The organism is Gilliamella sp. B3817 (assembly GCF_026536705.1).
GTDB classification, from domain to species: Bacteria; Pseudomonadota; Gammaproteobacteria; order Enterobacterales; family Orbaceae; genus Gilliamella; species Gilliamella apicola_I.
The window spans coordinates 231569-257900 of record NZ_JAFNNV010000001.1; the positions used below are offsets into that span (position 1 = coordinate 231569).

The 26332-nt window shown below is 34.7% G+C and carries 23 protein-coding genes and 1 riboswitch; of the genes, 16 read left to right on the forward strand and 7 right to left on the reverse strand.

All coding sequences use genetic code 11. The features are described from left to right. The first annotated feature begins 11 nt into the window (after positions 1-11). Positions 12-1358: an acetyl-CoA carboxylase biotin carboxylase subunit gene (accC, locus tag J3U36_RS01005; RefSeq protein WP_065558744.1), complete on the forward strand. Its 1347-nt coding sequence runs from the start codon at positions 12-14 to the stop codon at positions 1356-1358. Positions 1359-1491: 133 nt separating this feature from the next. Here the strand turns inward: accC and J3U36_RS01010 are convergent, their stop codons facing one another. Together J3U36_RS01010 and J3U36_RS01015 are read right to left on the reverse strand one after the other, a co-directional pair. After that, entirely contained in the window at positions 1492-2262 is a 771-nt protein-coding gene (locus tag J3U36_RS01010; protein ID WP_267349698.1) for an ABC transporter permease, read from the reverse strand. Further along, positions 2255-3199 carry an ABC transporter ATP-binding protein gene (locus J3U36_RS01015; protein ID WP_267349700.1) on the reverse strand — a complete coding sequence of 315 codons (945 nt, stop codon included), beginning with the start codon at positions 3197-3199 and terminating at the stop codon, positions 2255-2257. Before J3U36_RS01015 ends, J3U36_RS01010 begins: the two co-directional genes overlap by 8 nt. Before the next feature lie 232 nt (positions 3200-3431). On the opposite strand from J3U36_RS01015, the gene mog reads away from it, so the two are divergent. The 5 genes from mog (at position 3432) to cysS (ending at position 8619) form a co-directional block, all read left to right on the forward strand. Continuing rightward, positions 3432-4001 carry a molybdopterin adenylyltransferase gene (mog, locus tag J3U36_RS01020; protein ID WP_267359471.1) on the forward strand — a complete coding sequence of 190 codons (570 nt, stop codon included), beginning with the start codon at positions 3432-3434 and terminating at the stop codon, positions 3999-4001. Positions 4002-4206: 205 nt separating this feature from the next. Further along, entirely contained in the window at positions 4207-4665 is a 459-nt protein-coding gene (argR, locus tag J3U36_RS01025) for a transcriptional regulator ArgR (RefSeq protein WP_267359469.1), read from the forward strand. Between the two features lie 110 nt (positions 4666-4775). Beyond that, positions 4776-4950, forward strand: a riboswitch (Lysine riboswitch). Between the two features lie 81 nt (positions 4951-5031). Next, the gene (lysC, locus tag J3U36_RS01030) at positions 5032-6393 is read left to right on the forward strand and encodes a lysine-sensitive aspartokinase 3 (protein ID WP_267380787.1); all 1362 of its coding nucleotides are present in this window, start codon (positions 5032-5034) and stop codon (positions 6391-6393) included. A 309-nt stretch (positions 6394-6702) separates the two neighbouring features. Continuing rightward, positions 6703-6945, forward strand: a complete 243-nt coding sequence (locus J3U36_RS01035) for a GlsB/YeaQ/YmgE family stress response membrane protein (RefSeq protein ID WP_065558750.1) — start codon at positions 6703-6705, stop codon at positions 6943-6945. Between the two features lie 282 nt (positions 6946-7227). Next, entirely contained in the window at positions 7228-8619 is a 1392-nt protein-coding gene (cysS, locus tag J3U36_RS01040; RefSeq protein WP_267380788.1) for a cysteine--tRNA ligase, read from the forward strand. Between the two features lie 46 nt (positions 8620-8665). Here the strand turns inward: cysS and trmJ are convergent, their stop codons facing one another. After that, positions 8666-9352, reverse strand: coding sequence for a tRNA (cytosine(32)/uridine(32)-2'-O)-methyltransferase TrmJ (trmJ, locus tag J3U36_RS01045; protein WP_411590978.1), 687 nt, complete (start codon positions 9350-9352; stop codon positions 8666-8668). A 332-nt stretch (positions 9353-9684) separates the two neighbouring features. On the opposite strand from trmJ, the gene raiA reads away from it, so the two are divergent. From raiA to J3U36_RS01065, 4 genes are all read left to right on the forward strand, one after another. Next, complete coding sequence (gene raiA / locus J3U36_RS01050; RefSeq protein ID WP_065558752.1) at positions 9685-10017, forward strand: ribosome-associated translation inhibitor RaiA; 333 nt, start codon at positions 9685-9687, stop codon at positions 10015-10017. Between the two features lie 101 nt (positions 10018-10118). Continuing rightward, positions 10119-11270: a bifunctional chorismate mutase/prephenate dehydratase gene (gene pheA / locus J3U36_RS01055; RefSeq protein ID WP_267380790.1), complete on the forward strand. Its 1152-nt coding sequence runs from the start codon at positions 10119-10121 to the stop codon at positions 11268-11270. Positions 11271-11285: 15 nt separating this feature from the next. Beyond that, a complete protein-coding gene (gene mutY / locus J3U36_RS01060; protein WP_267380791.1) occupies positions 11286-12323 on the forward strand; it encodes an A/G-specific adenine glycosylase in 1038 nt (345 codons plus the stop codon). 125 nt (positions 12324-12448) lie between these two features. Continuing rightward, entirely contained in the window at positions 12449-13489 is a 1041-nt protein-coding gene (locus tag J3U36_RS01065; protein ID WP_267380792.1) for an NADH:flavin oxidoreductase/NADH oxidase, read from the forward strand. A 59-nt stretch (positions 13490-13548) separates the two neighbouring features. Here the strand turns inward: J3U36_RS01065 and J3U36_RS01070 are convergent, their stop codons facing one another. Continuing rightward, the gene (locus J3U36_RS01070) at positions 13549-14733 is read right to left on the reverse strand and encodes an FAD-dependent monooxygenase (protein WP_267380793.1); all 1185 of its coding nucleotides are present in this window, start codon (positions 14731-14733) and stop codon (positions 13549-13551) included. A 7-nt stretch (positions 14734-14740) separates the two neighbouring features. After that, on the reverse strand, positions 14741-14914 hold the full coding sequence (tatA, locus tag J3U36_RS01075; RefSeq protein WP_411590960.1) for a twin-arginine translocase TatA/TatE family subunit: 174 nt from the start codon (positions 14912-14914) through the stop codon (positions 14741-14743). Positions 14915-15572: 658 nt separating this feature from the next. On the opposite strand from tatA, the gene J3U36_RS01080 reads away from it, so the two are divergent. Together J3U36_RS01080 and J3U36_RS01085 are read left to right on the forward strand one after the other, a co-directional pair. Continuing rightward, positions 15573-16265: a LexA family transcriptional regulator gene (locus J3U36_RS01080; protein ID WP_267349713.1), complete on the forward strand. Its 693-nt coding sequence runs from the start codon at positions 15573-15575 to the stop codon at positions 16263-16265. A gap of 239 nt (positions 16266-16504) precedes the next feature. Then, the gene (locus J3U36_RS01085) at positions 16505-18340 is read left to right on the forward strand and encodes an ABC transporter ATP-binding protein (RefSeq protein ID WP_267380794.1); all 1836 of its coding nucleotides are present in this window, start codon (positions 16505-16507) and stop codon (positions 18338-18340) included. A gap of 48 nt (positions 18341-18388) precedes the next feature. On the opposite strand, the gene dacB is transcribed toward J3U36_RS01085, so the two are convergent. Continuing rightward, entirely contained in the window at positions 18389-19831 is a 1443-nt protein-coding gene (gene dacB, locus J3U36_RS01090; RefSeq protein WP_267380795.1) for a serine-type D-Ala-D-Ala carboxypeptidase, read from the reverse strand. A gap of 174 nt (positions 19832-20005) precedes the next feature. On the opposite strand from dacB, the gene J3U36_RS01095 reads away from it, so the two are divergent. Beyond that, entirely contained in the window at positions 20006-21037 is a 1032-nt protein-coding gene (locus tag J3U36_RS01095) for a TerC/Alx family metal homeostasis membrane protein (protein ID WP_267380796.1), read from the forward strand. 46 nt (positions 21038-21083) lie between these two features. Here the strand turns inward: J3U36_RS01095 and cycA are convergent, their stop codons facing one another. Then, positions 21084-22457, reverse strand: a complete 1374-nt coding sequence (cycA, locus tag J3U36_RS01100; RefSeq protein ID WP_267349717.1) for a D-serine/D-alanine/glycine transporter — start codon at positions 22455-22457, stop codon at positions 21084-21086. A 191-nt stretch (positions 22458-22648) separates the two neighbouring features. Here cycA and mltA point away from each other — a divergent pair, with 191 nt between their 5' ends. From mltA to asmA, 3 genes are all read left to right on the forward strand, one after another. Next, positions 22649-23728, forward strand: a complete 1080-nt coding sequence (gene mltA / locus J3U36_RS01105) for a murein transglycosylase A (protein WP_267380797.1) — start codon at positions 22649-22651, stop codon at positions 23726-23728. A gap of 70 nt (positions 23729-23798) precedes the next feature. Next, positions 23799-24380, forward strand: a complete 582-nt coding sequence (gene dcd, locus J3U36_RS01110) for a dCTP deaminase (protein ID WP_065558762.1) — start codon at positions 23799-23801, stop codon at positions 24378-24380. Between the two features lie 33 nt (positions 24381-24413). Continuing rightward, the gene (gene asmA / locus J3U36_RS01115) at positions 24414-26306 is read left to right on the forward strand and encodes an outer membrane assembly protein AsmA (RefSeq protein ID WP_267380798.1); all 1893 of its coding nucleotides are present in this window, start codon (positions 24414-24416) and stop codon (positions 26304-26306) included. The last annotated feature ends 26 nt before the right edge of the window (positions 26307-26332 follow it).

Genomic DNA, 26332 nt, shown 5'->3' on the forward strand with positions numbered 1-26332 from the left:
AGAGATTGAATATGCTTGATAAAATTCTTATTGCTAATCGCGGTGAAATTGCGCTACGTATATTACGTGCATGTAAAGAACTTGGCATTAAAACTGTTGCTGTTCATTCTTTGGCAGATAAAGATTTAAAACATGTCTTACTTGCAGATGAAACTGTCTGTATCGGTCCTGCAGCGTCTGCCAAAAGCTATCTTAATATACCGGCATTAATTTCAGCGGCCGAAGTTACCGGTGCAGCTGCGATTCATCCTGGATATGGATTCTTATCAGAAAATGCTGATTTTGCAGAGCAAGTTGAACGTTCTGGTTTTATTTTTGTCGGTCCAAAACCAGACACGATTCGTTTAATGGGTGATAAAGTATCTGCGATTGAAGCCATGAAAAAAGCAGGTGTGCCTTGTGTACCTGGTTCTGATGGTCCATTGAGCAATAATATTGATACAAATAAACAGATAGCCAAAAAAATAGGTTATCCCGTCATTATTAAAGCTTCAGGTGGCGGTGGTGGTCGTGGTATGCGTATTGTTCGTGATGAAAAAGATCTAGAACAATCCATTAAAATGACCAAATTAGAAGCCAAAACTGCCTTCAATAATGATATGGTTTATATGGAAAAATTCCTTGAAAATCCACGTCATATTGAAATACAAGTGCTTTCTGATGGTCAAGGTAATGCAGTTTATTTAGGTGAGCGCGATTGTTCAATGCAAAGACGTCACCAAAAAGTGGTAGAAGAAGCTCCTGCTGTTGGTATTACGCCTAAAATGCGTAAATTTATCGGGGAACGTTGCGTTAATGCTTGTATTGAGATTGGTTATCGTGGCGCAGGTACATTTGAGTTTTTATTTGAAGATGGCGAGTTTTACTTCATTGAAATGAACACGCGTATTCAAGTAGAACATCCTGTAACTGAAATGATAACTGGCGTTGATTTGATTCGAGAACAAATTTTAATTGCCGCTGGCAAACCACTTTCAATCAAACAGAGTGATATTCATATTAAAGGTCACGCGATTGAGTGTAGAATTAACGCAGAAGATCCAAAAACATTTATGCCATCACCGGGTAAAATTACTCGTTTTCATGCGCCGGGTGGGTTTGGTATTCGTTGGGAATCTCATATCTACGCTGGTTATACCGTACCACCATATTATGATTCAATGATTGGTAAATTAATTGCCTATGGTGAAACTCGTGAAGTGGCGATCGCTCGTATGAAAAATGCGTTAGCTGAACTCGTTATCGATGGTATCAAAACCAATATTGATCTTCACATTGAAATTATGAATGATAAAAACTTCCAAAAAGGTGGAACAAATATCCATTACTTAGAGAAAAAACTAGGTATTTATGAGTAGTCCATTAATGTCTAATCTCGACAATAATATTGTTATTTTAGCGTGTTAATTGCTTGATTTGTCCAATCATTAACATAAAACTTAACGGTTCTACTTATCCGCCGACTTATGTCGGCGGTGTTATTTTTACTGCTTAACTTCTTAATCCTTTACCACTTTCAATCAAACGCCACACAGCGATATATAAAATCACCACAAACAAGATAAGCATTGAAAAAGTGATCCATAGTGAAACATCTGTGGTACCAAGAAAACCATAACGAAAACCATTAATCATATAGACAATAGGATTTAATTTAGATACCCATTGCCAAAATGTTGGCAGTAACGTGATTGAATAAAATACCCCCCCAAGATAAGTTAACGGCGTTAACACAAATGTTGGCACAATACTAATATCATCAAATGTTTTAGCATAAACTGCATTTAACAGTCCAGCTAACGAGAATAGTATTGAAGTTAATAGTAGTGTGAAAATAACGAATACCCAAGAATGAACTTCATAAGTCACAAAAAAAAGGGATACCATTGTCACTAAAGCACCAGTTAAAATACCTCGAATAACGCCACCACCAACAAATCCCCAAATTAAGATATGTGTTGGTACAGGTGCAACTAAAAGTTCTTCGATATTACGTTGAAATTTAGCACTAAAAAATGATGAACAAACATTTGTATAAGAGTTGGTAATTACCGACATCATAATTAATCCCGGTACAATAAATGCCATATAACTATGACCACCCATATTGCCAACTCGTGACCCAATTAAATTGCCAAAGATAATAAAGTAAAGCGACATAGTTATAACAGGAGGAATTAAGGTTTGAATCCAAATTCTTAAAAATCGTATCACCTCTTTACGCCAGATACTTTTTAGGGCTATCCAGTATAAGTTATTCATTATCGGCTCCTTTTGTTTGAGTATCATTACGCACTAAATCAACAAATAACTCTTCAAGTCGATTGGTTTTATTGCGCATACTGATAACTTTGATTTGTTGTTGATTAAGTTGCTCAAACAATTGATTTAATCCATGCTGTTTATCGACTTTAACTTCCAACACGCCTGGCTCTACATTGGTAAATGCATAATCGTTTAAAACTATAGGCTGACTGGTTGGTAAATAATCGATAATAATCGTTTCAGATTGACTATTCGCCAGTAAATCACGCATAGAGGAATTAGCAATGAGTTCACCATGTTGAATAATACCAATATGCCGACATAACATTTCTGCTTCTTCTAAATAATGTGTGGTCAAAATAATCGTAATACCCTGACGATTGATTTCTCTTAAAAAATCCCACATAGAACGTCGTAATTCAATATCAACCCCTGCCGTTGGTTCATCAAGAATTAATAATTTAGGTTCATGAACTAATGCTCTTGCTATCATGAGTCGTCTTTTCATGCCACCTGATAACATACCTGCTCGGCTATTACGCTTATCCCAAAGATCTAAAATACGTAAATATTTTTCAGCACGTTCAAGTGCTAATTTACGGGGTAATCCGTAATATCCACCTTGGTTTGCAACAATTTGCAGTACTTCTTCAAACTGATTGAAATTAAATTCTTGAGGCACTAACCCTAACTGCCTTTTGGCGTTGACAATATCTTTATCTAAATCAAATCCAAAAATTTTAACTTGACCCGATGTTTTGGTAACCAAAGAACTTATGATTCCAATCGTAGTGGATTTTCCAGCACCATTAGGCCCAAGCAGTGCATAAAAATCACCAGCTTGTACAGTTAAATTAATACCTTTTAATGCTTCTACACCATTTTTATAAATTTTTTTGAGTTCAATTAACTCAAGTGCAGGAATAGATGACATGGATGTATCCTAATTGAATATTTTATAATTAAATTGCTATAAAATCCTATTTGATGTGAATTAATATTGACAATATAATTATTCATTGTAAAGCGCTTTTTAGCATTATTTGAATTGATTATATGGCACCCCATTAACAAAACATAAAAAAGATTAATGTTTGTTAAAATCAACTCACAAACGCTTAAACTAAGTTAAGTTAAAATAAATCATTAAGTAAGGAAAGAATATTATGATTAAGATTGGGTTGGTTTCGGTATCAGACCGTGCATTTAATGGTGTATATGAAGATGAAGGAATTCCATCTTTAATTACCTGGTTAACAAAAACATTAAAAACCCCGTTTGAAACCCTACCGCGTATTATCCCTGATGAACAACCGTTAATTGAACAAACCTTATGCGATTTGGTGGATAAATTACATTGTGATTTAATACTGACAACTGGCGGAACAGGGCCAGCTTTAAGAGACGTCACACCCGATGCAACAATAGCGATAGCCGATCGTATTTTACCTGGCTTTGGTGAACAAATGCGTCAAATTAGTTTGCATTTTGTGCCCACTGCAATTCTATCCAGACAAATCGGTGCAATACGAAACAAATGTTTAATTCTGAATCTACCTGGCAGACCTAAATCTATTCAAGAAACATTAGAAGGTGTGAAAGATAATGCTGGGAATGTGATTGTAAATGGTATTTTTGCCAGTGTGCCTTACTGTATTGAGCTATTAGAAGGACCATACATCGAAACACATGAACATGTTGTTAAAGCTTTTCGACCGAATAAACCTGTAAAATAGAAACTTTAGTTTTATGCAACTTTGATGCATAATTATCTAATAAAATAAACTGCTTTTATTTCTCCATTCGATAAAAGTTTTTGTGCAATAAAAGATAACTTCTGACTTCTATATTGTTATATCTGATTGATTTTAAAATTTTAAGCAATGTTTATAAATAAAATTGAATGTCAAAACAGTAAAACATTTAATCCAAAGGAACACTATGAAACAAGATGATTTCACTCGCGTATTTAAAGAGATGCTAAGTCAAGAAAAATTTAGTTCACAAGTTGAAATTGTTCAAGCTCTTCAAGATCAAGGTTTTGACAATATTAATCAATCTAAAGTATCAAGAATGTTAACTAAATTTGGTGCCGTGAGAACACGAAATGCCAAATCGGAAATGGTTTATTGTTTACCCGCTGAAATCAGTGTTCCAACGACAAGCAGCCCATTAAAAAATTTGGTTTTAGACATTGATTATAATAGTTCAATGGTCGTCATTCGAACTAGCCCAGGCGCTGCGCAACTAATCGCAAGATTACTTGATTCAATCGGAAAATCAGAAGGTATTTTAGGTTCCATTGCTGGCGATGATACAATTTTCAGTACACCAACGAAAGGATGTACGGTGAAAAAATTATATCAAATTATTCTTGAGCTATTTGAACAGGAATTATAAAAACTGATCAGTTAACTTTTTTGTTATTATTTGAATTTTTAATATTTAACCTATTGACACAATTAACAGAATCGTTAATTCTATACATACTGATTTTGTAATTTAAATCACAAGAACGAAGAGGCGCATTACTCAGGTAGATTATTTTAGGGGCTGGAACCGTTAATAAATGATTGAGGGGATGTAATGCCGAGATTTAATTGATAATCCAGAACTCAGTTAGATCGACTGCAAGGGCTGAATCCCTTGGGTTGTCACCCTAACAGGTGGAGCGCTTCAGGGTTTTACTCATTTTCCTTAACGGTAAATAAGTCATGACCTCGCTCTAACTCTGTTAAAAATAATAATTTTTAATATGAGGAATTCATGGAAACATCATTTGTAATTGCTAAATTTGGTGGTACCAGTGTTGCCGATTACCAATCTATGGTAAACAGTGCAAATATCGTTGTCACCAATCCGAATGTCAAAGTTGTGGTATTATCTGCCTCTGCAGGTATTACAAATTTATTAGTAGCTTTAGCTGAAGGGCGAGATGCTGAAGTAAGAGCACAACACATCGCGAAAATTCAATCTATTCAATATAGTATTTTAGAACAACTTCCTCAAAATCCTACATTACGTGCTGAGATAGATCAGATAATTGCTAATATTGCCTCTTTATCAGAAGCCGCTAGTCTCGCTACATCATACGCCCTAACCGACGAACTTGTCAGTCATGGCGAAATTATGTCTTCTAAACTTTTTGTAGAAATATTGAAAGAAAAACAGAAAAATGTGTTATGGTTCGATGTGCGTAAAGTCATGCGGACGGATAATAAGTTTGGTAAAGCCACACCAATAATTGAAGATATTAAACAACTCTGTTGTGCACATTTAAAATCATTGTATGCCAATAACATTATTGTTACACAAGGATTTATTGGTTCTGAAAGCACCGGTAAAACCACTACCTTAGGTCGAGGTGGTAGCGATTATACTGCCGCTTTGCTTGGTGAAGCATTAAATGCAACACAAATCGATATTTGGACAGATGTTGCAGGTATCTATACTACCGATCCTCGAATTGCGCCATCCGCTAAACGCATTGACGAAATTTCTTTTGCTGAAGCGGCTGAAATGGCAACATTTGGCGCTAAAGTGTTACATCCTGCAACACTGGTGCCAGCTGTTCGAAGCAATATCCCAGTATTTGTCGGGTCGAGTAAAGCGCCACAAGCAGGCGGAACAATTGTTTATAATACCAACAGTATCAAATCCGATCTGCCATCATTTAGAGCATTAGCATTGCGCCGCAAACAAACCTTACTTACGTTAACTAGTTTAAATATGTTACATGCACAAGGCTTTTTAGCGAATGTGTTTACTATACTGGCTAAACATAATATTTCGGTTGATTTAGTCACAACGTCAGAAGTCAGCATTGCATTAACCATTGATACGACAGGAACCAACACCAATGGCACCAGTTTATTAACTAAAGCACTATTTGATGAGCTTTCCACACTTTGCCATGTCGATGTTGAAGAAGATTTAGCTCTAATTGCCATTATCGGTAATAAACTGACATCAACCAAAGGTATAGCCAAAGAAGTATTTGGTGTCTTAGATGATTTTATCATTCGACTTTGCTGTTACGGTGCTAGCACGCATAACCTTTGTTTATTATCAAGAAGTAATGATGCGGAAGACATCATTAAAATTCTCCACAAAACAATTTTTGAATAATATTCTCTATGAGGAAGATAATCTCTTCCTCTTTATCTGCTAGTTCAAGCTAAATTCCATACTAAGCTAAAAAATAAATTGTAAAGCTTAATAAAATATCTAAACATTTAATAAAAAAAATTATAGAATATAGTTAAATTATTTTATGCCGTACGTTCATAAAACTGTTCTCTATTTATCAATTGTCATCAATCTTCATCTAGTTTTGTTATTAATATTTATACGTTTAAAAAGTGTATTACTTTTTTTAATTCAATTTACTACATCTGTAAACTAACATTAAATACAACAAAATAAGGGTAAATTATCATGGGTATTATAAGTTGGATTATTCTAGGATTAATTGCCGGTTGGATTGCTAAATTTTTCATGCCTCTAGGCAGTGTTGGGGTGGTGAAAACCATTCTACTCGGTATCGCGGGAGCCTTGGTAGGAGGATATATAAGTACTTTCTTCGGCTGGGGAAGCGTCACTGGATTCAATTTCCCAAGTTTGTTTATCTCAGTATTAGGGGCGATTTTATTAATCTATCTTTATCGTCTTTTCAGATAAAAAATTCGTTTCAAATCAAAATTGGCGGATTGCTTCCGCCAATTAATTAATGCAATTATCAAAATAATTCTTATCGATAATTCAATGAATTTTATTTTTTGGTTTAGCATCAGTTACCATACTCACCGCTTTTAAACCTACGCTTGTAGCATCAAAAAACCGAATGGCATAAATTAGATTCCTTTCATTTTCGTTGTAAAGATGTTAATAAGTAATTTCGTCGTATGGCGATTTTTGTTATATTAATCTCCAAAATCACTTATAAATAAATAGTAAACTAGAATGCTTAAAATATTCAATACATTATCTCGAGAAAAAGAAGTATTTCAATCCATTACCCCCAATAAAATCGGACTTTATGTCTGTGGTGTGACGATTTACGATCTTTGTCATATTGGTCATGGGCGCACTTTTGTCGCATTTGATGTTGTTTCTCGTTATCTGCGTTTTTTAGGTTATGACTTAACTTATGTCCGTAACATTACCGATATTGATGATAAGATCATTAAAAGAGCCCTTGAAAATGGCGAAACCTGTGAACAATTGACCGAACGTATGTTACAAGAGATGTATGCTGATTTTGATGCATTGAATATTAAACGTCCTGACGTTGAACCTCGTGCAACTCAACATATGCAACAAATTATTGAATTGGTTGAAGAGTTAATAAAAAAAGACCATGCTTATATTGCTGATAATGGCGATGTAATGTTTTCCGTCGATAGTGATCCTAATTATGGTATTTTATCTCGTCAAAATTTAGAACAACTACAAGCGGGTGCCCGTGTTGATGTTGTTGATGTAAAACGCAATCCAATGGACTTTGTGTTATGGAAAATGTCTAAACCAAACGAACCAAGTTGGGATTCACCATGGGGTAAAGGTCGTCCTGGTTGGCATATTGAATGTTCAGCAATGAATAGCTACCAATTGGGTAATCATTTTGATATTCATGGTGGTGGGTCTGATTTGATGTTCCCACACCACGAAAATGAAATTGCTCAATCAACTTGTGCTCATGATGGACAATATGTAAATTATTGGATGCATTCGGGTATGGTAATGATTGACCAAGAAAAAATGTCAAAATCACTAAATAACTTTTTCACGATTCGTGATGTATTAAAGCATTATGATGCAGAAACAGTTCGCTATTTCTTATTGTCAGGTCACTATCGCAGTCAACTCAACTATAGTGAAGAAAATCTAAAACAAGCCAGAATGGCACTAGAGCGTTTATATACAGCTTTACGGGATACCGATCCTAATCATCCTCATACCACACCAGACAGTGATTATTACCGTCAGTTCTGTCAAGCAATGAATGATGACTTTAATACACCTGAAGCCTATTCCACACTATTTGATCTCGCGCGTGAAATTAATAAAGCAAAAGCGGAAAATGATATGGCGCATGCCAATGAATTGGCAGCCGAATTACGCTATTTATCCGCTGTTCTAGGTTTATTAGAACAAGATCCAGTCAAATTTTTACAAGGCGAATCACAAGACGATGTTGATAGCACCTTAATTGATGCTTTGATTCAACAACGTAATGAAGCCCGCGCCAGTAAAAATTGGGCGTTAGCCGATGAAGCCCGAGATAAACTAAATGCTATGAATATCGTGCTTGAAGATGGTGCGAATGGCACGACTTGGCGCAAAAAAAGTTGATGATATAAGCTTAAACACCCATAAAAAAATGGGTGTTGATAATCATCTATCTTAATTTTTTATCCACTGACGTTAAAATACCCCGTAAAATATTTAACTCTTGTTGCTCAATCCGTGCGCGAGTAAATAACCGACGTAAGCGCCCCATAATTTGACCGGGGTGATTAGCATTAATAAATTCAGTTTTCAACAAAGTTTGTTCTAAATGCTGATAGAAACGTTCGATGTCTTCATCTTTGGGAAACTCAATACTATTTATATCAGCCTCTTGTTCAGTTAAAACAGAACCAATATTTAACATCGACATTCGTATTTCATAACAAAGCACTTGTACTGACATCGCCAAATTCAATGAGCTATAAGCTGGATTTGCAGGAATCCCAACATGATAATGGCACTTTTGCAACTCCTCATTAGTTAATCCCACTCGTTCACGACCAAAAACCAAAGCAACATTTGCATCATTATTAGATGCTTCTTGAATAATTTTATCGCCACACTCTTTTGGTGTTAAATTCGGCCACTGTAAACTGCGAGGACGAGCACTAGTCCCGATCACTAACCTACAATCTGCAATCGCCTCATCCAAAGATGAAAAAATTTGGGCTTGTTTTATAATATCACTCGCTCCAGCTGCTAAAGAAATAGATTGAGAATCTGGTTTTATTACTGGGTTAACCAAACAAAGATGCGTTAATCCCATTGTTTTCATTGCTCTAGCGGCTGAACCCATATTACCAGTATGCGAAGTTTCAACTAAAACAATCTTCACGTTATCTAAATAATTCACAATATCCTCATTAAAAAGTATCGAGTTCCTATTAGAACCAAATAGTTAACAGTATATAGGAAAAAGATGGCAAAATGCAGATTTGAAATCTGATTGATTAAAATCAGCAGAAATTATTTTGAATGTTAATCACAAAATTTACAGAATAAATAAATAACTGATTGACGAAACTGCAATAATTTGCCAATGTAGAGGTAGAAATCCCCCATTGAGTTAGCTCAATTTGTTAGCGAATTTTTTAGTAAACTTTTTAGTAAACATAGTGGAGGTCAATCATGACGTTAAGTATTACCAGTAAACAAATGGACATTACTCCTGCAATTCGTCGTTATCTTGAAGATAAGTTTTCGAAACTAGATAAATGGAGAGCACTGTTAATCAACCCTCACTTTATATTATCGAAGGAACCTGATGGATTTATTATTGATGCCACCATTGCAACCAAAGGCACACCTTTAGTTGCTTCAGCTAAACACATTGATATGTATGCGGCAATTAATGATCTTATTGGAAAACTCGAAAAACAACTCAATAAGATTCAGCATAAAGGGGAATCTCGCCGAGCCTTTGATAGCATCAAAGGAGCCGTACTGGAAGAGCAAGTTTAGAAAATAGATGATCACAAATAAATTAAAAGGCACTTTGATAGTGCCTTTATTTTTTAGCTTGTTATAATATTACACATCTATTTTTTACTTAATTAAGCCAAATGACTGTTAATCCTTTACTACCCTTGCGAGATAAAATTAATGAAATTGATGCGAAATTATTAGAGCTTGTAGCTAAACGTCGCCAAATTTCAACACAAGTCATTCAAACAAAAATTGAAGCCAACATTCCTGTGCGTGATTTAGAACGTGAACGCTCATTAATCAATTCACTTATTCATCAAGGAAAAGACTATCATCTTGATGATATTTTAATAAAACGTCTATATCAGGTTATTATTGAAGATTCCGTTCTACTACAACAAAAGATCTTACAAGAAAAACTTAATCACAACACCATAGCGACGGCAAAAGTTGCTTTTTTAGGGCCCAAAGGCTCTTACTCCCACTCTGCTGCGCGACGTTATGCGAGTGCTCACTTTGAAGAAATGACGGAATCTAGTTGTTCAACCTTTAAAGATGTTTTTGAGCAAGTCGAAAAAGGAGTGGTGGATTTTGGTATTTTACCTATCGAAAATTCAAGCTCTGGTTCGATTAATGAAGTTTATGATCTTTTACAAAAAACCAATTTACATATCATTGGTGAACTTTCATTACCTATAGATCATTGCGTACTTGCTATTGCTAATGCCAAACTGGAGCAAATTGACACTATTTATAGTCATCCACAACCATTTCAACAATGCAGTAACTTTTTAGAAAAATCACCTCATTGGAAAATTGTCTATTGCGACAGTACCTCGTCAGCTATGGAGATGGTAGCAAGCCTCAATAAGCCAAATGTTGCAGCAATGGGTAACAAAGATGGCGGTGAATTATATGGACTACAAGTACTTGAACATGATTTTGCTAATCAAAAAGAAAATATCACTCGCTTTATTGTGTTAGCTCGACAACCTGTTGACGTTTCAAATCAGATACCTGCTAAAACAACTATCCTAATGAAAACAGGTCAACAAGCTGGGGCTTTAGTTGATGCATTACTAGTATTGCGCAATCACAACATTGTCATGACAAAGCTGGAGTCTCGACCAATCCATGGTACGCCATGGGAAGAGATGTTTTATATCGATCTACAAGGTAATCTAAATTCTCATGAAATGCAAACTGCGCTCAAGGAACTCTCAGCTATTACCTTATACACCAAAGTGCTTGGCTGCTATCCAAGTGATTCCATTTCTTCTCTCATGTAATATATTATTGACATTATGCAAAAATTTTCAAATGCCGTGCTCAAGTGGTATGAACAGTACGGCAGAAAAACGTTACCATGGCAAATTGAAAAAAGTTCTTACCATGTTTGGTTGTCTGAAGTGATGCTCCAACAAACTCAAGTTGCAACTGTCATCCCCTACTTCAATCGTTTTATTGAGCATTTTCCGAAGATAACCGATTTAGCACACGCCCCGATTGATGATGTGTTACATTTGTGGACTGGATTGGGTTACTATGCTCGAGCCCGTAATTTACATAAAGCGGCGAAAATGGTTACTGACAAGTTTAAAGGTCACTTCCCTACTTTATTTGATGATGTCGTTGCCTTACCCGGGGTTGGGCGGTCAACTGCTGGCGCAATTTTGTCGCTATCTCAAAACCAACATTACCCTATTTTAGACGGTAATGTAAAACGGGTTTTAACACGCTTTTTTGCTGTTGAAGGTTGGACTGGCAATAAAAGCATTGAAAACAGACTTTGGCAATTGAGCGAACAGGTCACACCAAAGCATGATGTAGCAAAATTTAATCAAGCGATGATGGATATAGGCGCAATGGTTTGCACTCGCACCAAACCTAAATGTAACTTATGCCCACTACAAAGTGATTGTATCGCTTATCAAACAAACAGTTGGCAACAATATCCTACCAAAAAAACGAAAACAACAACTCCTGAAAAATCGGCTTATTTTTTGATGCTAGAATACAACCAGAGTATATGGCTTGAAAAACGACCGCCATCGGGTATCTGGGGCGGTTTATATTGCCCACCACAATTTGCTACAAAGCAAGCATTAATCAATTGGCTAAACGATTGTGGAATTCAAACAACTCCACCACAACAATTGATTTCTTTTCGCCATACTTTTAGCCATTTTCATTTAGATATCATACCGATTCATTGCATCATGGTTAACAACACGAAATGTTTAGATGAAAGTAATGGCTATTGGTATAACTTAACAACAGAAAATGCGAAAATTGGCTTAGCTACACCCATTTACAATTTATTGAAGCAATTGAATTCATGATTGATTAAATGAGCTTAAAATTGATCGGTTGGTTAACTATCGGTTAAATTAGCGATATTATAGCTTAATTATTCTTCACAAAAAGTTGAGAATCTATTGTTCACCAATAATTTAAGGAATTCTATATGGCTAAAATATCTTATTTAAATACACCTTTTACGATTAAAAAATTATCATTAAAAAATCGTATTGTTATGCCTCCAATGTGTCAATATCAAGCTAAAGATGGTTTACCAAATGATTGGCATTTTGTTCATTACGTTTCAAGAGCTGTTGGGGGCGTTGGTTTAATTATTGTTGAAATGACGAATGTTGCACCAAATGGACGAATCTCGCCAAATTGTCTAGGCTTATGGAATGATGAACAACGTGATCAGTTTAAACGCATTGTTGATGCCGTTCACGCCCAAAATGGCAAAATAGCCATTCAAATTGCCCATGCAGGGCGTAAAGCTTTAGGAGCTGATGATGTGGTATCTTGCTCTCCTCTTCTTTATGACGGCACTAACGAAGCCAATAAACAGTGGCAATATCAAATGCCAAGAGAATTATCAAAAAATGAAATCGCTGACATTATTCAAAAATTTAAAGAATCAACCCGTCGGGCCGTTGAAGCTGGTTTCGATGCAATTGAAATCCATGGCGCACATGGTTACTTAATACATCAATTCAGTTCACCTAAAACCAATTTACGAACCGATGAATATGGTCAAGATAAGTTACTCTTTGGAGAACAAGTTATTAAAGCCGCTAAATCGGTTATGCCACCTGACATGCCGTTAATTATTCGGTTTTCAGCGCAAGAATATGGTAAAGATGGATATAGTGTTGATTATGGATGCAAAATAGCTAAACGTTTTGCCGATGCGGGCGCTGACGTTTTAGATGTGAGTGGTGGCGGTGACGGACAGCTTGATCCAGCAAACACCCCTGATTTTCATGCCGGTTATCAAGTTTACTTGGCTAGCGCTATCAGACAATCGATAGATTTACCAATAATAGCTGTTGGTATGCTTGAAGATCATTACTTAGCCGATTACGTTTTAAGCCGAGGCGATGCAGATTTGATAGCAATTGGTCGAGGCTTACTCAATGATCCTTATTGGCCTTTGCGTATTCCTTCATCGCCATTTGTTCCGGCATCTTATCAAATCGCTTTTAAATAACTTATGCTAAAATTTTATCTCCTGTAGCACACGCTACAGGATAATAAACATCAGCAAATTTATATCTTCATGGCATATTTAATCAACTGTTTTTTTAATGGTGAACAATAATCAATAGTATTCATGCCTACCGTTCTTAGTGCCTTCTTAAATAAGTTATCCCCATTAAACATATCTTGAATAGTTTGCATTGCCGCTAACATTACCATCGTATCTTTACGACGCGTAAACTGAAATGATTTTAGATTACTGACCAAGCCAATATCCTGATTCTCATCGATTAATTTTTTTATTGTCGACACTAACAAGGCCGAATCTTGAAAACCTAAGTTGACGCCTTGCCCAGCTAAAGGATGAATTGTGTGCGCTGCATCGCCAACTAAAACTAAACGATGTTTAACAAACTGCTTGGCAAAGCGTGCTTTTAAAGGAAAAATCATTCTTGGGTTAATTAACTGACAGTGACCTACTTTATCACCTGTTAATTGAAATAATTGATGAGAAAAGTCGGTTTCAGATAACAAAGCTAAATTAGCTGCATTATCAGGTTTAGTTGACCATACTAAACAACTTTTATTAGGATGATGAAGGGGAAGAAAGGCAACAATACCATTGGGATAAAAAATTTGTTTTGCACAAGCATGATGAGGATATTCGGTTTCAACGGTTGTAATAAGTGCGTGATGAATATACTTACGTTCTAAAACCGAAATATTTTCATGCTGACGAATCCATGAATTTGCACCATCTGCACCAATAATAAGTTTCGCTGGTAAAGTAACCTGATCTGCCAAGGTCAAAAAAGCACTATTATCATCGAATACACTATCTATCACTTCTTGACTATAAATCGTTATGTTGTTACTAGCTAAAGCATAGTGATATAAATAATGAGACATAACGTGATTTTCTATGATATAACCTAAATTTTGATAACCATAATCCTTAGCCTGTGCTGATAAATGAGCCTGTCCATTCTTTTCCCACACATCAATTTCAGTAAACTCTTGCACACGACCACTTAAGCAAAGTGCATTCCATACACCAATTTGAGCAAAATAGCGCTGGCTAGCACCATTTAGCGCTGAAGCTCTGACCCCAATCTTATCCTTTGGCAAACTTTCATGTTGGTGAATATTTTTATCAATAATGGCAATTTTCAAATCATAATGACTTAAAGCACAAGCCGTTGCCAAACCTACTAAGCCACCCCCAACAATGGCGACATCAAATTGAATTCTCATAGCTCAATTATTTATTATCTAATTTAGGATCATTCTTAGATTCAATATCTTCACTCATCTCCTTTTTAAACCCTTTCAGCGCAGAACCTAAATCAGATCCTAAGTTTCGTAGTTTTTTAGTACCAAATAACAAGACGACAACAGCAAGAAAGACTAAAAGATGTGGGATACTAAATGACATAATAAAATCCTCTTTATTAAATTTTATTAATTCGTCTAACAATAGAATTGTAAACAAATGGTATATATATTTATACATTATACCTTTTAAGGGATGATTTCATAAGAAGTTTAAGCAAAAAAAAAGACCTGCATATAAATATACAGGCCAACATGAAATATAAGGAATATAAGGAAAGAAAACAATGAAAAATCCTTACACTGCTTATTATCCATTTTTTTTCGTTTCAGTCAACGTTTTTATTTGTTTTTTTATTTATTTTAAATTTTAAAAGAAAAAGGTCAAAAACAAGAATTAAATCTTTTAAAATCAATAAATAAATAAATTTAACGTAAGTAACTCATGAAAATAAATTAATTTGATATATATCAAATATAAAATAAAAAACATTTAAAAAGCAGACAAAAATCTTTTTTTCTCGTGGAAATAAACAAAATTCCAACAGAAAAACAAAAATAAAATATTTTTTTAAAAACACTATATTTTGATTTTTTAATACGCAAATTGATATAATTAACTTGCTATAAAACGAACAATTCAGACAAAATTACAAAAAATTACTTTTTTATATTAGCTTTTCATTTAATGTTGTATGTAAAACTTATAAAATATCTACTATAATTTGAAAAACGGATGTAATAGGAGAAACAAATCAGAAATGAATATGATTAAAAATAAAAATGTAAAAACATTTAAAGAAAGATTACATAGCTCAATGCAAGGTTTATCTGTCTCCGCCTTCGCTAAAAAATGTGATATGTCTGAAACAGTGATCAGAGATTATTTATCAGGAAAAACTTATCCATCTTTGACACGTCTGGAAGTGATTGCTGAAAAATGCAATGTTTCATATAACTGGCTGGCAACAGGCTATAAATTAGAAGTTTTAGATCCTAAAGAAGATGAAGCAGATGTCTACAACGAGAATATATACCGTATTCCCGTCTATAAAAAACAGTTACCAACCAAAGAAGAAGCGCAATCACAACGATATATTCGAGAAACACCTCCTGTCATGAACTATCCCGTTGTTGAAGGTTGGGCTTCTCATCGAGGATTAGATATCAAAAAATTAATCATTTATTGGGCTAAAGGGGATCTCATGTCGCCTGAAATCAACAATAATAATGGTTTAATTATTAATACTGAAATCGTTGAAATTATTGATGGAGCAATCTATTTAGTTGAATATGAAGATATTACCTTTTTACGTAAAGTTCGATTAACGCAAAATGGATGGGTTTTAATTTGTAACAATAACCAATTCCCTACCATTGAAGTCTCTAAAGAAAATTTTGATAAGTACCATTTTGTGGGTCGAGTTGTACAAATTATTAAAGATATTTTTTAGTCAAAAAATAGGCAAATATCGTTATTCAAGATATAATTGAAAAGCAAGAAAGAATAAAAAATGAACTCTTTCTTGCTTTAGTTTTTAATATTTTTAGAATCTGCAATAATAGGTAGTAAAATGTTGTTAAATTTCATAACTATCCATCAGTTTTAGGATATCTAACTCTATTCATTCTACTCGCAATGTTAATATCAACGATTCAATTTAATGAAAAATAGCAAATAATTAGGTCAATTATGTATCGATTTTTTGAAAAATTGGTGTCACCTTATCCTAAAAGTGAACCGCAACCAGCAGCTAAAAATTTTCTAGGTTTTATATGGCAATCAACCCAAGGCACTCGAATATTCATGCTGCTTTTAATTATATTTAGTGCACTCAGTGGTGCATTTGAAGCTTTTCTATTCGCTGCGCTTGGCAAAATGGTGGATTGGCTTGCGATTGTCGAACCTAATGAGCTTTGGCAAAAAGAAAAAACATCGCTATTAATTTTAACCTTAATCATTTTATCCAGCACTTTGATTATTGGATTACAAACAATCATCAAGCATCAATGTTTAGCGGGAAATTTTCCAATGCGAATGCGTTGGAATTTACATCGACTAGTGCTTAATCAAAGTATGCGTTTTTTTCAAGATGAGTTTGCCGGAAGAATATCGGCAAAAGTTATGCAAACTGCATTAGCCGTTAGAGATACCTGCTTTCTTGTTGCTGATATCTTAATATTTGTGTTGATTTCGTTTATAACTATGGCTGCGGTAATCGGTCAATTAGCCCCTTGGCTATTGCTGCCATTCTTTGGGTGGTGTGTTCTTTATGGCTTAGCCATGTACTATTTTATTCCTCGCTTAAGTAAAGTTGCAAGTATGCAAGCAGATGCTCGTTCTACCATGACTGGACGTGTAACGGATGCTTATACAAACATTATGACGGTTAAACTGTTTTCTCATGCCGGTAATGAAGCAAAGTATGCCCAAGAGTCTATGGATGAGTTTTTGATTACTGTCAATAAACAAATGCGGCTAGTCAGCAGTTTTGAAATCGTGAATCATTTACTATCTATTCTACTTATTTTATCAACGACTGGTGTTGCCTTGCTGTTATGGACAAATCAATTAGTTGGAATCGGAGCTATTGCAACAACCACAGCATTAGCGCTTCGTTTAAACGGTTTATCACATTGGATTATGTGGGAGCTTGCAGCTTTATTTGAAAATATTGGGGTTGTGAAAGATGGTATGAATACATTTTCAACTGCAACAACCATTGTTGATAAACCCAATGCCAAAAATCTAAATGTGACTGATGGAAAAATCGAGTTTAAAAATATTTATTTCACTTACGATGAAAAGATTCGAAATTCGGTAATTAATGATCTCAATTTAACTATTAAGCCCGGTCAAAAAATAGGGTTAGTTGGACGTTCTGGCGCCGGAAAATCAACATTAATTAATCTGTTATTACGTTTTTATGACTTACAACAAGGTAAAATTCTTATTGACGGACAAGACATTACCGAGATTAATCAAGAAAGCTTACGGGCGCAAATTGGTATGGTTACACAAGACACGTCCTTGTTACATCGAACTGTTCGGGAAAATTTACTTTATGGTAATAATCAAGCTACTGAACAAGAGATGATAGATGCGGCTAAAAAAGCCCATGCAGATAAATTTATTCAAACATTAATCGATGCTAATGGTAGAACCGGTTATGATGCTCATGTTGGTGAACGAGGTATAAAACTATCGGGTGGTCAAAGGCAACGCATTGCCATTGCTAGGGTGATCTTAAAAAATGCACCAATATTATTACTTGATGAAGCAACCAGTGCATTAGATTCAGAAATTGAACAAGCTATTCAAGAAAGTTTATATTCACTAATGGAAGGCAAAACTGTTATCGCTATAGCGCATCGTTTATCAACTATTGCCGCAATGGATAAACTGGTTGTTTTGGATGAAGGAAAAATTATCGAACAAGGTACACATCAAGAATTACTGGATAAAAATGGTTTATACGCTCAACTTTGGAAACATCAAAGCGGTGGTTTTTTACCAGATAGTCTATAAATGCGTTTAACGGTTTGGCACCTTTGTTCTAGGTGCCAATATCATTTTTTATTCACCAATCACAAATTTTTTATAAAATTCAGATTCGAAACGCATTATTGCACTATTTTTAGGCTCATCCCTTCTTTCAGGATGATATCCCGAAAGTAACTGAACAAAAGCGATAATTTTTCCATCTGACTTCTCAATAAATCCAGCTAAATTATAGCTGCCTTGTATATATCCCGTTTTTGCTCGTATGGTTTCTATAAAAGGCGGTTGATTAAAGCTTTTACGATATTGTAATGTTCCATCCTTCCCTGCAACAGGAAGTTTTTCAATAATTTTGAGATCGCGATCATGAGCTGAAATATATTGCAGAATTTCCATCATTTTGTCTGCACTGACAAGATTCAATCTAGACAAACCTGAACCGTCAACAATCACCAAATTTTCGAGATCAATACCAGCTTTTTTAAGTAAAATTTGTTTAACCGCATCTCCACTATTTCGCCATGTACCTGGAATTTTAAAGTAATGAGCCCCAATTGTTCTAAAGATAGCATCAGCGTACAGATTGTTCGATTTTTTCAACATTACGGTTAACAATTCTGATAGCGGTGCAGACTGGCTTGAAACTAATAATGAAAGTTTGCTATTTATGGGCTCATTACGTGCTGAAATCGCACCATTAAACGAAATTTTCTGTTGTTTTAACTCATTTTTCAAAACATTTGAAAAATAATCCACCCCATTAAGTACAGCAAATTTTAATGCTATTTTATCTGAACCTGACGCAATACATCCGGATAATTGATAGCGATTTTTGTCAGTATAACTGGCATCAAGCTCACAGTATTTATCATTCAGATCTTTACTGTTTTTAGCTATGGTTTTAACATTACCTGTCACCGTGACAGGAATATTTGAGGAAACAGAAATAGAGGCTTTAGCACCGACCTTACCCGGTTTGATTGTCACATAAAAACAATTATCATCGATAATTGCAGCTGACGGCGGTGCATTGTAACAAGCGGTTAAATTATTCCAAGACCAACCTTCTGCTTTATCGTGACTGGTAAATATAGAAGTATCTAAAATGACTTTTCCTGTTATTTTTTCAACCCCTTTCCCACGTAAACTTGCCAGCATATTTTTTAACTGTCCACGCGTAAAAGTTGGATCACCACTCAGTTGAATAATCAAATCACCATTTAATTGTTTATTGGCAATTGAACCATTAGTTAACATTTTAGTTTCAAATCTAAAATCCGCTCCTAATTCAAGTTCTGCTGCAAGTGCAGTGATCACTTTTTGGGTACTGGCTGGCTGTTTAAATTGATCGCTTTTATATTTAGCTAATGTTCTTGGTTTGTCATCAACAGATTGAACTAAAATTGATATATCACTACCTTTGGGTAACGAAGATACATAAGACTCAACTGACTGAGCTTGCAATATAGCGGAAAAAAAAGAAATAATAAAAAAACTTACTACTTTGAAATTTTTCATCAAAATCAGCTCAAAATTATTTTAATTAATGGGAAGGGATATTGAAAACAAATATATCTTTTTTTGTTATTGCTATCAATATATACTCAACTACTTTTATATATATGTTCTGTAAAAATAGTTAAATTTTGTTATTAAAAGATCATGACATAACTACATATTAGGCGATAAATTATGATTCACAACTCATTAGGCTTTCCAATTGAAACGGTCATCGTTTTTATTGTATTAGCATCAACAGCTATTGTTATTGATTTATATGCACATCATAACGATAAACCCATAAATTTAAAAAATGCTGTATTATGGTCACTATTTTGGATTGCTGTAGCTTTAGGATTTACTCTTTATCTATATCTTCATCATGGTAGTGCAATAGCGAGCTTATTTATCACTGGTTATGTACTTGAAAAGGCTCTCTCTGTTGATAATTTATTTGTGATTATGGCTATCTTTTCATGGTTTTCTGTACCTGAAAATTATCGTCATCGCTTGCTTTATTGGGGAGTAATAGGCGCCATCATATTCCGTGCTATTTTTGTTATCATTGGGACAGGTTTATTAGCTTTAGGACCTTGGATGGAGCTCGTTTTTTCCGTTATTGTTGCTTTTACCGGTTTGATGATGTTAAAAAATCAAGGTGAAAATGAAGAAATAAAAGATTATTCAAACCATTTCGCTTATCGAATAGCAAAACGTATTTTTCCCGCTTATCCTAAAATTGTCGGGCATCATTTTTTATTAACCTCTAAACAGTTAGATCAAGAACTTGCAAAACCAGAAAACAGTAACTTAATTGGCAAATTACCTAAAAGAGCTTTATACGCAACCCCGCTTTTTTTATGTATTACTGTAATTGAACTTAGCGATGTGATGTTTGCCTTTGATTCTGTTCCTGCTGTCATCGCGGTTAGCCAAGAACCACTCATCGTTTATAGTGCCATGATTTTTGCAATTTTAGGTCTCAGAACCATGTATTTTGTTTTAGAAGCCATGAAACAATACTTAGTTCACTTAGGAAAAGCGGTTATTTGTTTACTGTTTTTTATAGCAATCAAATTAGCATTAAATGCAAGTAACCATTTATTTGGGCATGGTATTGATATTAGTCCTATAACAAGCCTTTATATCGTATTAGGCATTTTAGCTATCGGTATTATTGCCAGTATCATTTGGCCTGAAAAAGATCACCACAAAGCAGATTAATCTTCAGACAATGAGTAGGAATTCATCCTACTCATTATAGTAATAATTATTGACGTTTTAGCGAACGTATAAAATAGCTTATCCCTAAAATTACAAACCAAATTGGTGTTGCAATCAATGCTTGACGAGTATCTTTTTCAAAAGTAAGTAAGACAATAACAAATATAAAAAACATCAAGCTAACCAAGCACATCAAATTACCACCTGGCATCTTAAATTGAGATTGTTCGTGCAAATTCACTTTTTTACGTCGATAAGCCATATACGATATCAATATCATTGACCAAATAAACATAAATAATATGGCGGAAATCGTCGTTACTATGGTGAAAGCCTCCATCACATTAGGAACTAAATAAATCAGAACTACACCACCGAATAAACAAGTACATGAAAAGAGTAAACCATTGGCAGGAACTGAACGACGTGATAATTTTCCAAAAGGCTCTGGTGCATCTTGTTTTTTAGCCAAACCAAATAACATTCGGCTGGTAGAATAGATACCACTATTAGCCGACGAAGCAGCCGATGTTAATACCACAAAATTAATAATGCTTGCTGCCGCTGGTAAACCAATTAGGGTAAATAACTCAACAAATGGACTCTTATTTGGTGAAATAAATGACCATGGTGTCACACTCATAATGATAATTAATGCAAACACGTAAAAGAAGATAATACGTGCAGGCACAGAATTAATGGCTCGAGGTAAATTTTTATTCGGATCGACTGTTTCAGCGGCGGTAGTACCAACCAGTTCAATTCCCACAAAAGCAAAAATAGCTATCTGAAAACCGGCAAAGAATCCCATAAAACCATGAGGAAAAAATCCGCCATAATCCCAAAGATTCGAAAATGCAGCTGTGGTATTCGTTTGATCTGAGTGGTATGCTGTGAAAATTAATCCTAATCCAATACCAATCAAAGCTAAAATCGCAATAATTTTAATCATTGAAAACCAAAATTCGGTTTCGCCAAACATTTTTACTGTTAATAAATTAAGTGTTAACAGTAAAACGACGGTTAATAACATCGGGATCCAAGATTGCAAATCAGGAAACCAATGCTGTGCATAACCGGCAATAGCAACCACATCAGCAATACCTGTTACCACCCAACAAAACCAATAAGTCCAACCAGTAAAAAACCCTGCCCAAGGGCCGAGTAGATCATTGGCAAAATCACTAAACGATTTATATTTCAAGTTGGAAAGCAAGATTTCACCCATTGCTCGCATAACAAAAAATAAGATAAAACCAATAATCATGTAAACAAAGATGATCGACGGTCCAGCAAGGCTAATTGTTTTTCCTGATCCCATAAATAAGCCTGTACCAATTGCACCACTGATTGCAATTAACTGAATATGCCGATTAGAAAGGTTTCGTTTTAGGTCATTGTTTGAGGATGTATTGCTCATCACTATTATTACCTTTTATTCCGTAATTTTCGATTTTTTAAGGAATATAGGACTATAAATTCAATATTGCTAAATCGCAAGCTGATTTTTTATGAAAACTTTTTATTGTCCGTTAATAATTATGAGTAGTTTCTTATAATATAATTGTGTAGCATATTCAATACTGTTTATTATTGATAATAACTAATTAGATGAAAAAAAAACTCAATCATTATCTTTTCATTGTTTTTATTGCCTTTTTTACACTTTCGCTGTTAACCAGCTGTCAAGATAAACCCATTAAACAGGGTCAACAATACTCGGACGGGCGATTACCCTTATCACTTAATATCAGCTATCCAAATTTAGATACGCCTGTAAACATAACAGACTACATCATGCAGGTGGAACAAATAAAAACCGCATCGCCCGCATTATACAAACAAAATGAACATATTTATAAAGCTGTTGATGATTGGATTAATGGCTTGCTTGCTTCTAATGAATTTCACAAAGTAGGATTAAATAGTTACGAAATGGCAGGTCAAGATGGATTTGGAAACGTGCACTTAACTGGTTATTATACCCCAATTATTAAAGCCAGACATAAACCTACTAAAGAATTTAAATATCCTATTTATAAAATGCCGGTTAACTACAAAGGTCAATTACCAAGTCGACAACAGATTTATAAAGGTGCTTTAGCTGGTAAAGGACTTGAAATTGCTTATAGTAATTCATTAATTGAAAACTTCATTATGGAAGTTCAAGGTAGTGCCTATATCGATTTTGAAGACGGTGAACCTTTGGTCTTTTTCAGCTATGGCGGTAAAAATGGACATGGCTATTCCAGCATTGGAAGAATTTTAATTGAACAAGGTGAAATTGAAAAAGAAAAGATATCGTTACAAGCAATTAGAGATTGGGCAACAACTAAAACTGAAAAACAGCTCAAAGCCTTGCTAACCGAAAACCGTTCCTTTGTCTTTTTTAAGCCCCAATACAATGCTGATGTCAAAGGAGCAGCAACTGTACCTTTGGTTGCTAATGCATCGGTAGCATCAGATAAGTTACTTGTCCCTCTTGGTTCGGTGGTGTTAATGGATTTACCATTACTCGATGAGGATGGTCAATATAGTGGTAGACGAGAAACTCGTCTAATGGTTGCGCTCGATGTTGGAGGCGCCATAAAAGGCCATCATTTTGACCTTTATCTTGGCGTTGGAAATGACGCAGGTAAACTTGCTGGATACTACAATCATTATGGTCGGGCATGGGTAATTAAACCTTAATTTACGAACATCGACGGCATAACAAGAAACTGTTAAAATAGCAGGATAGAGGCTCAATTAAGGATAACTCATGAGATTATGCGATCGAGATATTGAAGCATATTTACAAAACGGTAAATTAAAAATAACCCCTCAACCAGCACCAAGTTCAATAAATGGCGCAACAGTTGATGTCAGGTTAGGTAATCAATTTCGGACTTTCCGAGAACATACAACTCCCTATATCGATTTAAGTGGACCCAAAGAAGAAGTTTCCGCAGTATTAGAACGTGTAATGAGTGATGAAATAGTACTATCTGAAGGTCATGTTTTTTACCTTCATCCAGGAGAACTTGCATTAGCCGTTACACTTGAATCTGTGACGATTCCTGATGATTTAGTTGGCTGGCTTGATGGACGTTCTTCATTAGCCAGACTTGGTCTTATGGTGCATGTAACTGCACACCGTATTGATCCAGGTTGGCAAGGACAAATTGTCTTAGAGTTTTTTAATTCTGGAAAAATCCCATTAGCACTTAGACCTGGGATGACTATCGGAGCCCTAAGTTTTGAGACTTTAACAGGGCGAGCGGCGAGACCTTACAATCGTCGACAAGATGCAAAATATAAAGACCAACATGGCGCTGTAGCCAGTCGTATTGATAAAGACTAAATCAGCATATAACCTTACTATAGGAACACTAATATGATAAAAAAAATATTGGTTACTCTTTTTATTTTAATTCTGATTATAGCTATTGGGATCATTTCACTGATTGTTTTTGTCGATCCTAATAATTTCCGAGGATTTATTTCTGATAAAGTAAGAGATAAAACAGGTTATGAATTAACTATTGAGGGTGATTTACGTTGGCATATTTGGCCACAAGTCAGTATATTAACCGATTCGGTAAAACTGAATGATACCGGTGCGCAAAAACCTATTTTGACCGCAGACAATATGCGACTAGATGTTGAACTGCTACCACTTTTTTCGAAAAAGTTGGTAGTAAAAAATGTTTTTGTTAAGTCGGCTGTCATCAATATTACCGATGATAGCAAAGGTGAAATGGCACATAAAAAAAACGCCAACAATATACCTCATAAACCTAATGAAGATAAACAAAAGAATGAAGAGCAAAGCAAATCAAGTTGGCAATTCACATTGAACAAATTTGAAGTTGCAGATAGCACTTTAGTACTACAACAAAAAGATACGCTAATCAATTTTAGGAACATTAACTTAACGGTTGAACAAAAAGCGGATAAAAATCTCAATGTTGATTTCAAAGGAAATGTTGATAAAAATCAACAGGATTTATTTTATGTTGCAAATGCCAATATTGATTTAAGTCAATACCCTGAACAGGCGACAATCGATCTGAAAAAATTTGATTATACGTTAACAGGTATCGGCATCCCTAGTGGCGAAATAAAAGGTAATTTGAAAACTGTTTTACATTATCAAAAAAATCCGCAAAGCGTGAACACGCAAGATCTTCTATTATCAGTTAATGGTAATACATTAACAGGCAACGTTAGTCTCAATTTAGCTAACAAGCCTTATTTAGCGTTAGATCTCAATGCTGATAAATTAAATTTAGATCCGTTTATTACGGCCAAAGAGAAGCCTAGCGATAATGAAAGTAGTCCATCACAGCAAACGACACCTGTTGTATCGACAGTTCAAAAAACTAATAATGAACTTGATTTCCTAAATAGTTTCAATGCGAAAGCTAAGTTAAATATTAGGCAAATCATTGCTAATCAAATAACACTTGATAATGTTCATGCTGATATCAGTAATAATGATGGTATTGCAACGTTTAATAACCTGAATTTTGATTTTGCCAAAGGGCATATTACGGCAAATGGTTTTGCCAGCGGCAAACAAAAGAATGCATTAATTAAACTGAGCAGTAAAATCAGTAATATCGATTTAAATGAATTCTTTAATCAAATCAATACACCAAATGATTTAGTAGGCGTATTTAATGCAAACGGAGAATTAGAAGCAAGCACCATTTCCACGGCTAACTTGTTATCCAGTTTACGAGGAAACGTTGCTATCAACATAGCTAATGCTAGATTGGATAATATTAATATTCAAAATATCATTCAAAATGCGGCAGCGAAGTATAGTAAAGATGTGCTGACAACCGAAAATCAACAAAAATTCACCGAGTTTCATCAAATTTCTGCTAATGGTAATATAAATAATGGTAATTTGGATGTCACGACATTAACCGCTAATTCAGAAACATTAGATATTATAAATGGTTCGGGAAGAGTAGGACTAGTTCAAAAAGACCTCGATATCAATTTAAATGTCAAAATGCTAGGTGGTTGGAATGGAAAAAGTGAAACCATTGCCAAATTACAACAATTAACGATTCCACTACGAATTTATGGTGAATTTACAAAACTTCATTATCAAATTGATATTAGCCAAGTCTTTAAAGATGTTCTTAATGATAAACTACAACAAGGATTAGATAAACTTCGAGAAAAACTCGAAAATCGAAATTCAAAAGATGATTCTAAATCAAAATCGAAGCAAAAAGCGGCGGATATCTTAGGTCAGTTATTTAAAAAATAGTGCTTGATCTGCACGTTAAATTGATT

Excerpts from the sequence above, each read along its gene's own strand:
- pheA (WP_267380790.1), top strand. The coding sequence starts at position 10,119 with ATGACTGTTAATCCTTTACTACCCTTGCGAGATAAAATTAATGAAATT.
- J3U36_RS01065 (WP_267380792.1), top strand. The coding sequence starts at position 12,449 with ATGGCTAAAATATCTTATTTAAATACACCTTTTACGATTAAAAAATTA.
- cycA (WP_267349717.1), bottom strand. The coding sequence starts at position 22,457 with ATGAGCAATACATCCTCAAACAATGACCTAAAACGAAACCTTTCTAAT.
- lysC (WP_267380787.1), top strand. The coding sequence starts at position 5,032 with ATGGAAACATCATTTGTAATTGCTAAATTTGGTGGTACCAGTGTTGCC.
- dcd (WP_065558762.1), top strand. The coding sequence starts at position 23,799 with ATGAGATTATGCGATCGAGATATTGAAGCATATTTACAAAACGGTAAA.
- cysS (WP_267380788.1), top strand. The coding sequence starts at position 7,228 with ATGCTTAAAATATTCAATACATTATCTCGAGAAAAAGAAGTATTTCAA.
- J3U36_RS01095 (WP_267380796.1), top strand. The coding sequence starts at position 20,006 with ATGATTCACAACTCATTAGGCTTTCCAATTGAAACGGTCATCGTTTTT.
- raiA (WP_065558752.1), top strand. The coding sequence starts at position 9,685 with ATGACGTTAAGTATTACCAGTAAACAAATGGACATTACTCCTGCAATT.
- J3U36_RS01085 (WP_267380794.1), top strand. The coding sequence starts at position 16,505 with ATGTATCGATTTTTTGAAAAATTGGTGTCACCTTATCCTAAAAGTGAA.
- J3U36_RS01010 (WP_267349698.1), bottom strand. The coding sequence starts at position 2,262 with ATGAATAACTTATACTGGATAGCCCTAAAAAGTATCTGGCGTAAAGAG.
- mutY (WP_267380791.1), top strand. The coding sequence starts at position 11,286 with ATGCAAAAATTTTCAAATGCCGTGCTCAAGTGGTATGAACAGTACGGC.
- asmA (WP_267380798.1), top strand. The coding sequence starts at position 24,414 with ATGATAAAAAAAATATTGGTTACTCTTTTTATTTTAATTCTGATTATA.
- J3U36_RS01080 (WP_267349713.1), top strand. The coding sequence starts at position 15,573 with ATGAATATGATTAAAAATAAAAATGTAAAAACATTTAAAGAAAGATTA.
- J3U36_RS01070 (WP_267380793.1), bottom strand. The coding sequence starts at position 14,733 with ATGAGAATTCAATTTGATGTCGCCATTGTTGGGGGTGGCTTAGTAGGT.
- argR (WP_267359469.1), top strand. The coding sequence starts at position 4,207 with ATGAAACAAGATGATTTCACTCGCGTATTTAAAGAGATGCTAAGTCAA.
- dacB (WP_267380795.1), bottom strand. The coding sequence starts at position 19,831 with ATGAAAAATTTCAAAGTAGTAAGTTTTTTTATTATTTCTTTTTTTTCC.
- J3U36_RS01035 (WP_065558750.1), top strand. The coding sequence starts at position 6,703 with ATGGGTATTATAAGTTGGATTATTCTAGGATTAATTGCCGGTTGGATT.
- accC (WP_065558744.1), top strand. The coding sequence starts at position 12 with ATGCTTGATAAAATTCTTATTGCTAATCGCGGTGAAATTGCGCTACGT.
- mltA (WP_267380797.1), top strand. The coding sequence starts at position 22,649 with ATGAAAAAAAAACTCAATCATTATCTTTTCATTGTTTTTATTGCCTTT.
- tatA (WP_411590960.1), bottom strand. The coding sequence starts at position 14,914 with ATGTCATTTAGTATCCCACATCTTTTAGTCTTTCTTGCTGTTGTCGTC.
- trmJ (WP_411590978.1), bottom strand. The coding sequence starts at position 9,352 with ATGGGTTCAGCCGCTAGAGCAATGAAAACAATGGGATTAACGCATCTT.
- J3U36_RS01015 (WP_267349700.1), bottom strand. The coding sequence starts at position 3,199 with ATGTCATCTATTCCTGCACTTGAGTTAATTGAACTCAAAAAAATTTAT.
- mog (WP_267359471.1), top strand. The coding sequence starts at position 3,432 with ATGATTAAGATTGGGTTGGTTTCGGTATCAGACCGTGCATTTAATGGT.